Origin of the sequence: Novipirellula methanifontis, assembly GCF_052161655.1 — a bacterium.
Classification (GTDB): Bacteria; Planctomycetota; Planctomycetia; order Pirellulales; family Pirellulaceae; genus Novipirellula.
In genome coordinates this window covers 8,582,146-8,597,190 of sequence record NZ_CP197418.1, presented here as the reverse complement: position 1 = coordinate 8,597,190, position 15,045 = coordinate 8,582,146, and the positions used below count along the sequence as shown (strand labels likewise).

Sequence of the window (15,045 nt, the reverse complement as noted above, 5' to 3'; positions counted from 1 at the left end):
CTAGAGTGACGTTTTCGCGCCACTGATCAGCTTGATGAATTCGTCGTTGCTGTCGAATCGGCCAAGTTGCTTGGTCAATTGCTCCATCGCGTCGACGGGGTGCATGCTGCTGAGCGTTCGTCGCAACATCGTCACCGCTTCGTAAGTCTCTTCGTCGTGAAGCAATTCTTCGCGTCGAGTTCCACTTTGGCTAATGTCGATTGATGGCCAAACACGGCGATCGGCGAGTCGTCGGTCGAGCACCAATTCCATGTTGCCCGTTCCCTTGAACTCTTGGAAAATCGCTTCGTCCATGCGGCTATTGGTGTCAATAAGCGCGGTGCCAATAATCGTTAGCGAACCGCCTTCTTGGAACGCCCGAGCGGTAGCGAACAGTTTCTTCGGAATGTCCATCGCTTTGATGTCCAATCCACCGGTCATCGTTGCTCCGCCGCGACCACCACGCCCAACCCATTTGTTGAAAGCGCGAGCAAGTCGAGTGATCGAGTCGAGCATCAAGAAGACGTCTTGGCCCATTTCGGCCAGTCGTTTCGCTCGGTCAATTACCAGTTGGCTGAGGCGAACATGGCTTTCGACGTCCATATCCAAGCTGCTCGCGACGACCTCGCCGCCGAGCACATTACGACGCATGTCCGTGACTTCTTCAGGGCGTTCGTCGACCAGCAAGACAATCAGTTTTACATCGGGATGGTTTTGTGTAATTCCCGTCGCGATGTCTTGCAGCATCACGGTTTTACCGCTGCGTGGAGGTGCAACGATTAGGGCACGTTGTCCCTTGCCCATCGGCGCCAGCAAGTCGACCACACGGTTGGTTAGTGGTTTGCGGCCACATTCCAATCGCAACCACTGCTCAGGGTTAATCGCGGTAAGCGAGTCAAAGTTTTTGACTTCAAGATACGCCTCCGGCGCCATGCCATCCACATCGACAATTTCACGCACCCGGGGGCCCTGTTGTCGACGTGCTTGCTGGACCATGGCCTTTAGGTAGATGCCTTGCCGTAGCCCAAATTTTTCAATCATCGTGCCGGGAACAAACGGATCGCTGCGTTCTCGCGAGTAGTTGTTGTCGGTACTTCGCAAGAAGCCGTAGCCGTTGGGGTGCAATTCGAGGATGCCAAAGCTTTCCTCGAGCGGCGCGTCGCTGGGGATATCCGCAGGTTCGCCGTTGCCCTGTCCACCAGGTTGGCCGCCGCGGTCACCTTGACCACCGCCGCCCCCGCCTCCGCCGCCACCACGGCGGCGTCGACGTACGCGAGGTTTTCCGTTACCGCCGCCATTATTATTGTTGTTGCTGCCGCCGTTGCCATACGAGCCTGAGGCTCCGTTACCGGAACCGCTCCGGCCGCGACTGGTCCGTTTCTTTTTTGCCATTTTTGTTCCAGATGCGTTTTAAGTGAAGCGTTATTTGGCGTGACGCGAGTTACATACTCGCCAAGGGGAACCTCCGCGGAGATCACACGTATTCAATCAAAATATGAACACGAGGCTCGCGTGAAGGCGTCCACACAAGGGCCGCCGTTGCACTCCGCTTAAAAGCGGGAAATCGAAGAAACACCGCACGAATTCAAAGGGAAAAAGCCTACCAGGAGTACGGCGGTGACGTGCCCTGGCGAGGCGAAACAAGTAAGTGTTGGGTTTAGTATGCGATCGCAGGATCGCGTTGAGAAAGGGTCAAAACCAATGATCCAAGGATCCATGTCGGAGACGAACTAGGTGGCGCAGTATCGTGTTGCGGAACCTGACCTAGCCGAAAATCTCAGCAGAATCGCAGATTGTCGAGTGCGACTTAAAATCCATTCAGTAGTAAATTAGGGGGACGTGCGATTGAGAGGCCAATCGAATATTGAAATCGAAGTGTTGAGTATGAGGCAACCATCGCGATGCGAAAGCGGCAAGCAACCTCGGTAACTTGTGTTTGATCCACTGTCCTCTTAATCTCAAGCCATCTTTCTACCTGGCGAGCGTAACCGCTTTTTCCTCAAGCAAGCTACTGAGAGAGACGTGATCAAGCGTCCTTTGGGAGAGGTGGGCAGCAAACTTAGCGCCGACCTTCATAACGCTCCCAAATATATACATGAAATCTGGGAAGTCAATAGCAGCTTTTGACGGTCATTTGCCGTGAAATCCAATGTTTTTTGTACATGCCCCCCGCCAACTTACTAAATATCAATGTTCTCGGACTTTTGCGGGGCCAGTAATCCTGGTCGCCTGAATTCTCTTGGCAGGTGATTTTCTTCGCTATTAGGACAATGATGGCGACACTGCTTGTCCGCACGCCAAGGATTGATTTGAATCGTCCGAAAGCGGGCCGCAGCATTACTGACCGAGCCAACGAAGACGCTAAAGCATCCTATCGTGTCTGCGTCGTGGTGAGTATCGTGCTCGCTGGTGCCACTTTGACTCGCTGTCTCGACTTCCGCTGAGGACGATTGAGGCTATGCGGGCGAAGGGGAATCCGTAGGTGATGATGCCTTTGCGTCATCCGTCTGCAGTTCATTATAGGTTGCAGGAGTCGAATCGTCCGATTTATTAGGTTTTACTTTTTCTTCCGTTGGCTTTTCGGTGACCTCGATCCTCTTAAACGCATCATCGAGCGTCTCTTCGGCGTCAACCGTAAACACGACGATTTCAAGCCGAGGCAAATCGGTACCGCTGGTCACTCCGAATTGCAGTGACTCGGCTGACGAATGGATTTGCTTCACTCGTTCTTGAGCGGCATCATCATCGATTCCAGGCATGCAGACCAGCAAAGTCGAAGCATCGTCGGCTCCGATGCGATCGACGCTTCGCAGCGTTGCTCGCACAATCTGTAGTAACGTTCGCATCGACCCTGCGGCTGGTTTTCCAGTGACGTGCAATTTCATGACTTGCGTGGGCAAGCCAATCGCCTTGGAACGCTCTTGCAAGTCATCAATCGCGGAATTCAGGGCCGAACGGGTTGGTAGGCTGGAGAACGCACCACGGTTGGGTTCCGCCGAGGGTGGAGTCGATTTAATCTTTGCCGCTTTTTTGAATTGGGTCACGACGACCTTAGCAGGTTCTTCGATATCCGGTATCAGGGTGGATTGGGAGCCTAAGTTGATCAACTCGGGTGTGGTTCCATTCATCGAGTGACCACAGTTGCGTCCGTGTTTCTTGGAGTGGTACATGGCCGCGTCCGCTCTTTCGATCCACTGTTCCATGGACTCGTCTTCGAGCAGTTCGGCGAGTCCGATACATGCGGTTACCGCAAGCTCTTTGCCCTCGAATTCCACGATATGTTGTCCGATTGCGGCACGCGCCGATTCGACAATTCGTTTGGATTCCTCGACTGTATAGCCGTCAATGATTGCGGCAAATTCTTCGCCCCCAAATCGAGCGACGATGCCGTAGGATTTCAGCCGCGCGTGCAGCATGTTGGCAACCACCTTCAGGACTTCGTCACCCGCACGATGGCCATGCTCGTCGTTGAATTTCTTGAAATTGTCAACGTCCAACAGCATCAACGAGCCTGCGCGACCTGGGCCGAGGATGTGACGTCTTGCCAAGTGCTCGTCAAATGCCCCGCGATTCGAAACTCGAGTCAACGCGTCCGTCTGAGCTCTGCGTTCGGCAGACTCCAACTGGTCAGCTTGCTCGGATATTCGTGCTTGTGCTGACTGCAGTTTCGTTTGCATGGATTCGTTCGCTTCGATCAAGCGATTGACGACATCCCCGAGTTCGTCTGCGTTAAATGTTGTTTCCGACGTCAGTGCATCGCTGACGGCTTGAACGCTACTTTGGTGCTTGTCGACATCCATCGCCATCGTGGTCGCATATTCGCGCAGTCGGTCCGCTGCTGCGGCAAGCCGATCGTATTCGGCTTTGACTTGATCAAGCTCTGATTTTTCGATCAGTGTTAAGTCATCCGCGACATCGCTTAGGTCGACGCCCCAGCCAAGCCCATTCATCACCCATCCACATGCAATTCCCACTCCTGCACAACTAAATGCGATTGCTAGGTCGAGATACATCGTTGGGACCGTACGTGGGTGGGATGCAGATTGTGACGCGGCTTTGTTCCATTGCTGGTGGCGATGGTCGCGTTTTCCGGTTGAGGCTTCTAAACCATTGCTAATGGCTCGGCTTCCCCATGGGGATATAGGTTATGCCGCGAAGCCCAGCGAAGGACTCCGCAGAATGAATTACGGTTTCGAAGTCGTGCCGAGTGCATCGGTGCATGTCGAAGCGGTTGTAGCAATTGTGAGGATTGGCGTTATGCAAAACGCCGCTTCAGTGTGTGCCTGCCGCAAGGCATCCCCCGGCGATGATACCGCCCCGTTCCAACCTTGATTCTTTCTTGAAATGTTCCGACTTTGCTAGCAATGCATATTTATTGTTCGATCCGAGGGCTACCTTTTGAAATTCGTAGCGGATTCGTGTAGGCATAAATCTGGAAATGTGTGATATTTAATAGAACTCCCATCGCTCCGCATGATCCGCTTGCCTCTCTCGCCTGCCTGCACTCTTTGTTAACAATGCTATCAATTGGCATTTTGGGTGAGCATTGATACTGATGAACATTGAGTGCGATGGTTCTTGTTCACATCATTCGGCTAACGTGCCTGAGCAAAAGGTGTTTGCCGTCATTGCAACAACTTCTGGGAGCCCACAATGATTCAACGACCTAGTCAGGAAATAGCCACGGCCGCGAATGCCATCCTTGCGAAAAGCTCAGTCGCTGAGCTACGCCAACTGCGAGTCGACGAGAGTGGAAGTGAATTGAGGCTGAGCGGGCTGGTTCGCAGTTTCTACCACAAGCAACTCGCTCAAGAGACGGTGCGGGTCGTGGCAGGCGCATTGCGAGTGAACAATACCGTTCGCGTCAGCGGTTGATCAGACTCGTCGGCTTTGGGCCAATCCTACTAGTTGTTTTTGAATTCGTCGCACCACTCATTTCGAGCGGCGTTTTAGCCTCAAAATCCTGTCCAGCCATGAAAAATGCCGTATGGCAATCGCCACACGGCTGGTAGGGGCTTTCTTCGCAATGCACATTCTTTGCGTTGCACAATGCACTTGGTGAAACACGTTGTGCACTTGGCGAAATACGTCGTCGGTCGCTTAACGGCGACGGCGGGTAACTTTCCGGTGCATCGGATTCAACTTCGGAGCTGCCTTCTTCACGGTTTCTTCGGTTTTCGGTGCCAACGTGACTGCGGCCGGAGGATCAAGTCCCTCGAAATGGTCGCGTTTTAGTTGCTTGTTGATCCGCTGTTCGATACTGGTCAGCGAGTCACCTTCACCGGGGACAACGAACGTGAACGCGATGCCTTCTCGTCCCATGCGGCCTGTACGGCCTACACGATGGACGTAGTCATCGCAATCTTGGGGCATATCGTAATTGATAATGTGCGAAATCGTACTGATGTCAATTCCGCGTCCCACGACGTCGGTGGCGACCAAAATCTGCAGTTTGTCGTCACGCAATTGCTGTAGGACTCGGTCTCGTTCACGTTGGGCCAAGTCACCATGCATGCTGCCGCAGGCGGGATAGGTTCGGCTCAATTGGCGGTACAGACGGTCCGTTCCTCGCTTGGTGCGACAGAAAATGATCGCTTGCTTTGGATTCTCGCGTTCGAGCAATCGTTCGAGCAATTCGAGTTTTTTGTCGTGCGAAACGGTAAAGTAACGTTGTTCGATCGTGTCGACGGCGATGTCTTTATCGCAGCAATCGATCACGACAGGCTCGTGCATGTACGTTTCCGCCAACTTGCGAACAGTGGGGGGAAGCGTCGCCGAAAGCAGCAGTGTTTGCCGATCTTTGGAGCATTTACGTAAAATGCGTTCGATTTGCGGACGGAATCCAATATCCAGCATGCGGTCAGCTTCGTCCAAGACGACGCACCACACTTTGTCGGTTCGAAGCGACCGTCGTTGCAGGTGGTCATGCAGTCGACCGGGGGTACCCACCACGATCTGCACACCATTTTCGAGCTGGCGTAGTTGCCGTTTGATATCTTTGCCACCCGCAAGAACCGCGACTTCGGTCCGCACGCCGTGGGCAAGCATTTGCGTTTCCCGTCCGACTTGGTCGGCTAGTTCACGGGTGGGAACGATGATGATCGCTTGAGGATCACGGCATTCTTCGAGCGGGTCGAGTTGCTCGAGAATGGGGATCGCAAACGCGGCGGTTTTACCCGTTCCGGTTCGCGCTTGACCGATCACGTCCTCGCCTTCCAGAGCAAGCGGGATCAATTTGGCCTGGATGGGACTTGGTGTCTCAAATCCAACGTGCTTCAGCGCACGTCGCATCACAGGCGATAAATCGAGATCGTCAAATCCAGGGATCTCGGCGGTTTCCGACTTTTGTACCACGTAATTCATGGCATGAGTGTATCGAGTGTCTCCGTTTTGCACTACGCGGCTGTTATGCGAGTTTTTTACTATTTGACAAAGCTTCGGCGGTCGGTTCATGCCGCCGCAGCCTGCGGGCGAGCTGAAACCGCCGAATGATTTCGTCGACCAGGACACTCAACAACAATGCGACTCCGATAATGACCATTTCCCATTCTTGGGGAATGTCGAGCACAATGATCGCTTTATACAGACATCGCATCACGGCGGCACCCGCGATCACGCCAAGAATCGCTCCCCGTCCCCCCCGCAGCGAACAACCGCCCAGCACGGCGGCGGCAATGGCATAAAGTTCGTAAAAGGAACCACTTGAACCCGGTTGGATCGAGTTCCACTCGAGCATGAACAAGATGCCGGCCAGTCCAGCGAGCACGGCACAAACAACATACGCCAACACGACTAGCCGGTCGGTCGCGACGCCGCTGTAGAAAGCGGCTTGTTTGTTTTCGCCGGTGGCAATTAAATGCCGCCCCCAAATCGTACGGTTCAGGAACACCCATGCCACCAACGCGACGATTGCCAGCAGGACGCCCGTAACCGGAAAGTCGATCCAAACAATGTCGGCTAAGGATTCTTGTTCGCCCGCGACTTTACCAATGATGGGGACGGGAATTTGAAAAGCTTTACCGGTGACAGTCGTTTTAAAGTCCGACAACGCGCTCAGCAGCCCGACTTGGTCATCGCCCGTCCAAACTCGTGCCATGCCGCGATAAATCAACAAACCGCAAAGCGTGACGACAAAGGGCTGCAGGTTCGCTTGCGTGATCAGCAGTCCATGGATCAACCCGAGAAACGCCGCGAACAACAGCACGATACCGCACGCTATCAGCGGCGGCGTGTATTGGATTTTGTCGATCATGATCGCGAGGCCTGGCTTGATCGATCGCAGCGAATCGTGAGTTTCGATCCACACTTGGCCGTCCACCTCGACGCTGCGATAGACATTGATGGTCGATTCGCCACTGTAGTTTTCGTAGACCAAGCGATCGCCATCTCGCAACTTCGGCGGCGGATCTGCGAAGCGGAGGGTGGGTTTATCAAAAACATCGGTGGGATCGTTTTGGACGATTGCAATTGTGCTGGAAAAATCGATCCGCTCGTGCCGAATATTGATGACCTGAACCAGCATTACGCCGCACAGTGCGATCATCGAACCTATCGAAAGATCGATGCCGCCAGTGATGATCACCATGGCGACGCCGATCGAGATCAAACCATACAGACTGGTGTCGCGAATCAACGTTTTCAAATTAGCCGGTGCCACAAAGACGCCGTTGATCCAGGTCGTGATCACAATGATCGCGACCAGTAACGCAAAAATACCAATGTTCTTTAAGTGCACGTTTTTCGTCTCAATCTCTAACTGAATTTATTAATCCAAACGCTTCATTGCGGTTTTAAATGACTTGTGTTTCGTTGCACCCGGGTGTTAACCGGCAACGCTCGGCGTTTCTGCACCAATGCCCACCGCCAAACGCATGATCGCCTCCTCAGACATCTCGGACCGCGTTAACGATCCGGTGATTTTGCCTTCGTGCATAACCATGACGCGATCCGCGAGCGCAAGCAATTCTTCCATCTCACTACTGACAAACAAAATACCCATGCCTTGTTTCGCCAAGGATTCGAGCAGTCGATAGATTTCTTCCTTCGCCCCCACGTCGACTCCCCGCGTCGGTTCGTCGAGCATCAGTACTTTCGGGTGTTCGATCAACCATTTTCCGAGTGCGATCTTCTGTTGATTGCCTCCGGACAAATTAGCGATAACGGTCTCTTGTGATGCCGTTTTGACTTGGAGTTGATCGATCAGTTCAGCGGTGACTTTTTGTTGCCAACGCTGGTTTATCCAAGGCGACGCCTCGCAGTCAGAAATGCCAACGATTGTCGCGTTTTCTCGGACGGATGATTCGATCAACAGTCCGGTTCGTTTGCGGTCTTCGGGCACCAGTGCCAAGCCCGCCGTAATCGCCGCTCGAGCATTTCCGGTGGCAATCGATTTGCCACTGACTTTGATTCTGCCGTAAGGCGGCGGCATGACACCAAAGATCGATTCCAGCAATTCGCTACGTCCCGAACCCATCAGCCCTCCTACCCCTAAAATCTCACCTGCCCGCAACGAAAAAGAAACGGGGGCAGCATCGGGAAATTGGGTCCGCAGCTCGCTTACTTCCAAGACAACATCGCCTTGGTCAATCGTGGTGCGGTGGAATCGTTTGTCGATATCGCGGCCCACCATTCGTGATACCATCGCGTCATGATTGATTTGGTCTTTTTCGTTAGCCGCTTGTTTGAACAACGCTCCGGCATTGCGTCCGTCGCGGAGCACTACGACTCGATCTGCCAACCGTGTGACTTCGGCCATCCGATGCGAAATGTAAATCACGCTGACGTTGGCATCGCGAAGCGAATCGACTACCTCGAATAACCGCAACGCTTCTCGTGTGCTTAGACTGCTGGTTGGTTCATCCATGATTACCACCGAAGCGTCTGTTGAAATCGCCTTGGCAACCTCGACCAATTGGCGTGAGGCGGTCGAAAGTTCCGCCACCGACGTTCGGGGCGAAATGCTCAGTCCCACTCGAAGAAGTGCGGTCTCGGCCAAAGCCAACATCTTTTTTCGGTCCACGAATCCAAATCGATTCGGTTCGCGGCCGAGGAAGATGTTTTCCGCGACCGACAAATTCTCGTGCAAATTCAATTCTTGGTGGATCAGCGACACGCCTGATGCGATTGCTGCTGCGGTAGAGGCGAAGTGAACCAGTTCGCCGTCGAACAAAATTTGTCCGCTGTCGGGGGCTTGAATCCCCGCCAAAATCTTCATCAGCGTGCTCTTACCGGCACCGTTTTCACCAATTACCGCCAAAGTTTCTGCGGGCATCACATGCAGCGATACATCATCGAGTGCCAACACGCCCGGAAACCGTTTCGAGACTCCGGTCACTGCTAATCGAGGTGTGGCTGAACCCTTTGTGGAAGTTGTAGCAGTTGAGTTGGGCATGGCGATTAATGTGAGGCGAGGATCGGAGGACCTAGTTTAACGATCCCCACAGACCGATGTTGAAGCAATCCGCTGCTGATTTTTCGCGAGCGGACGACCGCTCATTCCCCGCACGATCCTTACAGCAGGAACGATAGACTCCGTGAGGGAGCGATCACTCTGGGATCAAAGACAAAGGGTAAGGTCGTCGTCATAGCGACGACGATGACACGACAACGCTCGGTACTGCTTTAGAAACTTGAATCATGAAGTGTCGCTTCGTCGATTCGGACATAGGGTTTGGCCCTTGCCGAATTGAGTGAGCCACGCGAGCACGCTCGGAATTTCCATCGGGAGAATGTAACGGATGTTGTCATCAAATTTCACGTCACCTCAACAACGCTCACGAGATTTGACGGTCTCGCTCGGTCAGGCCGGGGATGCGTCGGCAGTGAAGGGGCGCCGTGCCAGTGGATCTGCTTTTGATCGAACCGCGGAAGCGGCGAATCTCGATTTGCATCCTCAAAGCGAGTCTGATTTTGACAATACCGTCAACGCGATCGTGCAAATGATGAGCGAAACGGCTAATGATCTTCGTGTTCCCTTGACTTCCGTGCGTGAATCGTTGCGGTCGATTGCCGAGGACAATCAGGGATCAATGAGTGCTCAGCAATCAGAAACGCTTCGCATGGCCATCGATCAATGCGACTGCATGGATCAGATTGTCGGCGAAATGATGCAGTTGCAACGTTTGCGTGCGGGATTACCGCGAGTCCGACGTCGTTGGGTTTCCGTCACCGAGATTCGTAATGCAGTCGATCAAACACTGCGACCTTGGTTACAACGCGGACAAGCGGACGTGCTTTGGGACGGTGCTGATAATTCCAAGGTGTTCGTGTTTGCGGATCCCGACATGCTTCGCCGCTTGCTCGTAAATTTGGTCGCCAGCGCAATTCGAACGGCGTCCGAAGGCGAGGATATTTTGATTCGGTTGCAGATGGCTCCCAATGGCAGCTCGATCACGTGGTCGGTAGTGGATCGCGGCCAAGGTATTTCCCAGCGACAAATGAAACAGATCGAGTCGCGGCACAAAACTTCCGCCACCAGTGAAGGGCTTGGGTTAACCATCAGCCGTCAATTGGCGGCATTGCATTTCTCGACACTTCGGCTTCGTTCGCGTCTGCGTTTGGGAACGGAATCAAGTTTCCAAACCCCGGTTTCTGGATCAAAGTCGGTCGCGGAATCGTGGGTCCGCTGGCGTCAGCGTTGTGCCAACGATCGGCAACCGTTTCACCAGCGATCGGCAACGGCTGAGCCATCAAGTCGAATTCAGCGTCACGTGCGATTGGACCCTCCGATGTTATCGATCGAGCTTGGGCACGATAGCGTCGTACCTAGAATCGAGGATTCCGCGGCGGTGGGTACGGTGTCGATGGGGGCCGCAATGTCGCGTGAGAACGCCGATGAGTTTGATAGCCTGCTGCAACGCGACGCTTGGTTGTTTGATCTGATTTATCGCGTCGACACTCGGCGTTGGATCTGGGTGCTGGATGCCGATATCGAACAGGCGAATCGTCGCTTTTTCGCCATCACGGAATCAGCACGCCGACAACTGGGCAGCGTACGATTGGACTGGGGGCAACCCAGTCTATTAGATCTTCGACAACGAAACGCTGCAGCCAAACTGAGTGACATGTTTGTTCGCGAGGCGTTGGCGGCATCGTCACCGCACACGATCACCGACACAAACCAAGTGCGGCTTGGGACGGCACCGATCGAAATGTCTCCCGTCGCAACGGAACGGCTTGACGAGGAACTGCGACGACTAAGCCAGCGGTTTCAGCGTCAAACCTCAACGATTGCTGGGCAAGCTGAGGCGATACGGCCTCAGCACGGATCAGAGTAGTCGCTGGCTGAGACGCGAGACGGATTAAGGCGACAGGATCTTGTTGTCGGTCTGCATGCCCTCAGTATTCCGCAGGAACATCGACGGCAAATTGCTCGGATAACGTTGAGTCGCTCCGACACCGGATTCCGGTGGGAAATCGGCTCCGCGTACCGCCGAACCCAGAGGCGTGGTTAACGTGTCGTCGATCGTCTTCAGGTAGGCTTGTAGCTTCCAAGCAGGAATGACCGAGACACCAAGCTCTCTTGCCAGTTCCTTGATTTTTCCAATGGCAACCACTTGTTCCTGATTGGCAGCGTCGTCGCCAATTTCTTGGGCTTTCTCGTCTACCACCAAGAAGCGAACGCTCGCGTCGAGAGTGCCTTGGATTACGCCCGTGGACGAGACTTCGGCAACCACGGTGGCCCCCGCAGCGGTGATCATGCCCTTGATGGCTTCGTTGTCAGGTCGATCATCGTTGTCGATATCGATATCACCCGCCAATGCGATCTTAACCTTACGTCCAGGTGCCCAGAATGGCGAGTAGATAAAATCGCCAGGAATCAGCGGGTGCTCAATTTCAGGACGGGCAACAACCCGAGCCTCGGCCAAGTGCTCAGCCAAAATTCGCGTGACCTGAATCGTCGCTTTGACTTTGGCGTCTTTCAAACGGGTTTCATCACCACCAACGACTCCGAATGTCACGCCGGGCCGCAGTGCATCGCCGGAACCGAGATTGATAGTGACAGTTTCACCCCGCACGAAACGAATGTTTCCTTGCACCGTTTCGAATTGATCGCTGCGGAGTCTTACTAACTCCATTTTTTGTGTCGCGATTGTATTTTGCCGCTGATCGAGTTGGCGGTTCAGCTTTGTTTTTTCGTCGTTCGTGACCTGGCGAAATCGATTAAATTCTTGAACGTTTTTCGTCAAACTGTCTCGCGTGTCTTCTTTTTCTTTGTTGATCCGTTCGCGGTCTTGGACAAACAGTTGTCGCTCTTGGTCAAGTTTCTTTTGAACGTCGTCGGCACGTTGTTCGGCAACCTGCTGGGCCTTTTGAGCGATCTGAATATCGCTTTCGGCTTGTGCTTTGATCTGCTCGACTTCCTTCAGCAGCAAGCCATATTGCTCATTCCGCGAACGAATCGTGTTCATCAGGAATTCGGGCACCTTGGGATAGCTTGGGCTCTCGGCGCCTTCACCCGACAGCAATGCCATGTCGCGAACAAATTGTTGTTCGATCAGCTGCATTTCGGGGTCGCCACTGGCACTTTGCTTCAGCAGTTCGAGTTCCGCTTCGCTCATGCTGCCTACGCCCAGCATCGATTTCATTAATCGTGCTTGATCGTCCTTCAACTTCAGCTCACTTGTTCTTGATTGCAGTTGATCTGCTGCCTTGTCGGCTTTGATCGCTTGCACATTGGCAGATTGCCAAAAGAAGAAGTTGAGCGCAGCCGAGAGGACCAAAAAGATGAGACAGGCAATTAAGCTGCCACGAATGACAGAATCGTCGCGTGCGGCCATGTTTTTCTTGTTGGAGCAAGAGGAGTGAAAAGGATCAATTCGAAGCGGAATGCGTTCGCCGCAGTAGATTGGCGCAGCGTGTCTGCTTGCTAGTAGCATATTTGCGCATTTGCCGCATTCTACCTACGCTGCCGACAATTACCTAGTAAACAGGTAGGTTTCGAGCAGTTTTTCCAATTCTAAGCATGTTAAGGGCGTTGCGTACAAAAAACTCCTGGATTTACGAATCAAAGCGGCGTCAAAACTCGATTCGGTCAGGTCGGCGAGTGACCCACTCTGCCAGACATGAAAAGCGAAGGGTTGCCAAAAGAGGGGCGAGGCAAAGCGAATTTGGCCGGAACCTTTGCCATTTGTCATGGTTAGTATATTGTTGACGATCACGATCCATGTCGATTTCTGAATGTCGCAGCGGAATTGCCGATTTTCACTGCAACGTTTCCCCGCAACATTTCAGTCATCAACGAATCGTGAACGTCTGCTGTCGATGAAAAAAGCGGCAACGTGGACGTTTATTGCTCTGGACCACTCGTTTCAAACCCAAGTGAGCCGGCAATACACCCCCGCCATTACGGCTTCCTCACCCGTCCCCCTTCCTCTGCTTGAAGATTTTGCAATCCAGATGAATTGCCATTCGCAAACCAACCTCGCTTGTGTCCGTCGTCCTCACGCTCGTGTCGCTAGCCGACGACGAAAGGGCTTTACGCTACTCGAGCTGTTGCTCGTGTTGTCCATCCTCGTCGTGATTGGCGGTATCGCGATCATGAATCTTGGTGGAGCTCAAGAGGACGCGTACCGCGACTCGACCACCACTCAGCTCAACTCGGTCAAACAAGCGATCGAGCGTTATCGAATCAAATTGGGTTCGCTGCCCGAGACGATCGAAGCGCTCAAAGATGGCCCCAGTGACGCGGCCAAGAAAGCCAAGTGGACTCGCCCTATCCTGGACGCCATTCCTAATGACGCTTGGGGCAATCCATTGGTCTATTCGCTTAACAGCGGAAAATATGAAATTCGTAGTGCCGGACCTGATGGCCAAGTCAACACGGATGATGACATCACGGCTGAAGGCTCCTAATCGGGAAGCTTGTCTGTGAATCGTCGTACCGCCTTTACCCTGCTCGAATTGCTGCTGTCTATTTCATTGATGGCGGCAATTGCTGCGGTGGTGATTCCAAACTTCACGATGATGCTGGGTGACCAGCGTCTTTCGCGTGCAGCTCAGCAATTGCAAATCGAGATGACTCGGTTGCGACTTGATGCAATGCGTCAAGGTCGAGTGATGGTGATGGACGCCGCGTTGGATGCCAATGTGCTGAAGACCCGGCCCTATTTCTCGATGAGCGACGCGGTGGAGACCACCGATACGGCGGGCCAACAATCAAGTTTGATGATGGGCGCCGACCAAGCATCGGTGGTGGCAATGCCGCTGCCTACCGATGCTGATAGCGAAATGACGGTCGAACTTCCCGAGGCGGTCGTGATCGAATCGGTCCAAGTCGTTTCGTCGGCTCGCTCGTTAACTATCGCTCAACAAAGTGGTGATGTGGTCGCGGGAGCATCGCCAAGCGGCACATCACAGTCAATTCTGTTTTACCCCGATGGAACCACCAGCACTGCCGCCGTGGTCGTGTTCCTACCCGAAGTGGGGCGAATTTCAGTCAGACTTCGCGGTATCACAGGCGATGTGACCATCGGCGAGATGACGGCCGCGGAGATTTCACCATGATTCGCTCTGCATTGCATCCTTTTAAAACACGCAGTCAAGCGGCGGCAAAACGCAGCGGCTTTTCGCTGCTGGAAATTCTGCTCTCAATCGCGATCCTCGGCGGTTCCTTGGCGGTGCTCAGCCAACTTGCCTTGACCGGAACCGATGCGGCGCGGGAAGCACGCGAGTTGTCGGTGGCGCGTATTTTGTGTCAGACGAAGTTGTCCGAGATCTTGTTGCAAAACATCTCGCCGCAAAGTTTGCCGATGTCGCCGGTGGAATCAGCCGACTCGGGTTCGATGATTCCCTTTCAATACTCGGTCGAAGTCCAGCCGGCCTCGCTTGATGGATTGTTGGCAGTTCGTGTCACGGTCGAAGCGACCGATCCCGATGGTGGCCCTGTGATTGCGATGTATGCATTAACCCGCTGGATGATTGACCCCACGTTAGGACTCGAAGAAGCTGAAGCCGCCGAAAAAGCAGCCAAGGAAGCCGAAGCCGCCGCGTCAGCCGAGGCCGCAGAATGATCCCAGCACAACCCAATGAAAGAATGTCGTTGATCGCTCCGCGATCAAAACGTAA

12 protein-coding genes are annotated in these 15,045 nt (G+C 53.6%); 6 read left to right on the top strand and 6 right to left on the bottom strand.

Annotated elements, in window-relative coordinates; translation table 11 throughout:
- Positions 1-1,371: a transcription termination factor Rho gene (rho, locus tag SH528x_RS30600; protein WP_442507215.1), complete on the bottom strand. Its 1,371-nt coding sequence runs from the start codon at positions 1,369-1,371 to the stop codon at positions 1-3.
- Between the two features lie 878 nt (positions 1,372-2,249).
- Here rho and SH528x_RS30595 point away from each other — a divergent pair.
- On the top strand, positions 2,250-2,423 hold the full coding sequence (locus SH528x_RS30595; protein ID WP_442507214.1) for a hypothetical protein: 174 nt from the start codon (positions 2,250-2,252) through the stop codon (positions 2,421-2,423).
- Between the two features lie 12 nt (positions 2,424-2,435).
- Here the strand turns inward: SH528x_RS30595 and SH528x_RS30590 are convergent, their stop codons facing one another.
- On the bottom strand, positions 2,436-3,992 hold the full coding sequence (locus SH528x_RS30590) for a GGDEF domain-containing protein (protein ID WP_442507213.1): 1,557 nt from the start codon (positions 3,990-3,992) through the stop codon (positions 2,436-2,438).
- Positions 3,993-4,632: 640 nt separating this feature from the next.
- Between SH528x_RS30590 and SH528x_RS30585 the strand changes: the two genes are divergently transcribed.
- Positions 4,633-4,854 (top strand): BON domain-containing protein, encoded by a 222-nt coding sequence (locus SH528x_RS30585; RefSeq protein ID WP_442507212.1) that lies wholly within the window; start codon positions 4,633-4,635, stop codon positions 4,852-4,854.
- Positions 4,855-5,079: 225 nt separating this feature from the next.
- Here SH528x_RS30585 and SH528x_RS30580 read toward each other — a convergent pair whose 3' ends face one another.
- The 3 genes from SH528x_RS30580 to SH528x_RS30570 form a co-directional block, all read right to left on the bottom strand.
- Positions 5,080-6,342: a DEAD/DEAH box helicase gene (locus tag SH528x_RS30580; protein ID WP_442507211.1), complete on the bottom strand. Its 1,263-nt coding sequence runs from the start codon at positions 6,340-6,342 to the stop codon at positions 5,080-5,082.
- Positions 6,343-6,385: 43 nt separating this feature from the next.
- Positions 6,386-7,714 (bottom strand): ABC transporter permease, encoded by a 1,329-nt coding sequence (locus tag SH528x_RS30575; protein WP_442507210.1) that lies wholly within the window; start codon positions 7,712-7,714, stop codon positions 6,386-6,388.
- Positions 7,715-7,801: 87 nt separating this feature from the next.
- The gene (locus SH528x_RS30570) at positions 7,802-9,370 is read right to left on the bottom strand and encodes a sugar ABC transporter ATP-binding protein (RefSeq protein WP_442507209.1); all 1,569 of its coding nucleotides are present in this window, start codon (positions 9,368-9,370) and stop codon (positions 7,802-7,804) included.
- A gap of 346 nt (positions 9,371-9,716) precedes the next feature.
- Here SH528x_RS30570 and SH528x_RS30565 point away from each other — a divergent pair, with 346 nt between their 5' ends.
- Entirely contained in the window at positions 9,717-11,255 is a 1,539-nt protein-coding gene (locus tag SH528x_RS30565; RefSeq protein WP_442507208.1) for an ATP-binding protein, read from the top strand.
- Between the two features lie 24 nt (positions 11,256-11,279).
- On the opposite strand, the gene SH528x_RS30560 is transcribed toward SH528x_RS30565, so the two are convergent.
- Positions 11,280-12,758, bottom strand: coding sequence for a hypothetical protein (locus SH528x_RS30560; RefSeq protein WP_442507207.1), 1,479 nt, complete (start codon positions 12,756-12,758; stop codon positions 11,280-11,282).
- 484 nt (positions 12,759-13,242) lie between these two features.
- On the opposite strand from SH528x_RS30560, the gene SH528x_RS30555 reads away from it, so the two are divergent.
- From SH528x_RS30555 to SH528x_RS30545, 3 genes are read left to right on the top strand one after another with little or no spacing between them, the layout of a single operon-like run.
- Positions 13,243-13,833, top strand: a complete 591-nt coding sequence (locus SH528x_RS30555; protein ID WP_442507206.1) for a type II secretion system protein GspG — start codon at positions 13,243-13,245, stop codon at positions 13,831-13,833.
- Between the two features lie 15 nt (positions 13,834-13,848).
- Complete coding sequence (locus SH528x_RS30550) at positions 13,849-14,484, top strand: hypothetical protein (protein WP_442507205.1); 636 nt, start codon at positions 13,849-13,851, stop codon at positions 14,482-14,484.
- Positions 14,481-14,990: a type II secretion system protein gene (locus SH528x_RS30545; RefSeq protein ID WP_442507204.1), complete on the top strand. Its 510-nt coding sequence runs from the start codon at positions 14,481-14,483 to the stop codon at positions 14,988-14,990. Before SH528x_RS30550 ends, SH528x_RS30545 begins: the two co-directional genes overlap by 4 nt.
- The last annotated feature ends 55 nt before the right edge of the window (positions 14,991-15,045 follow it).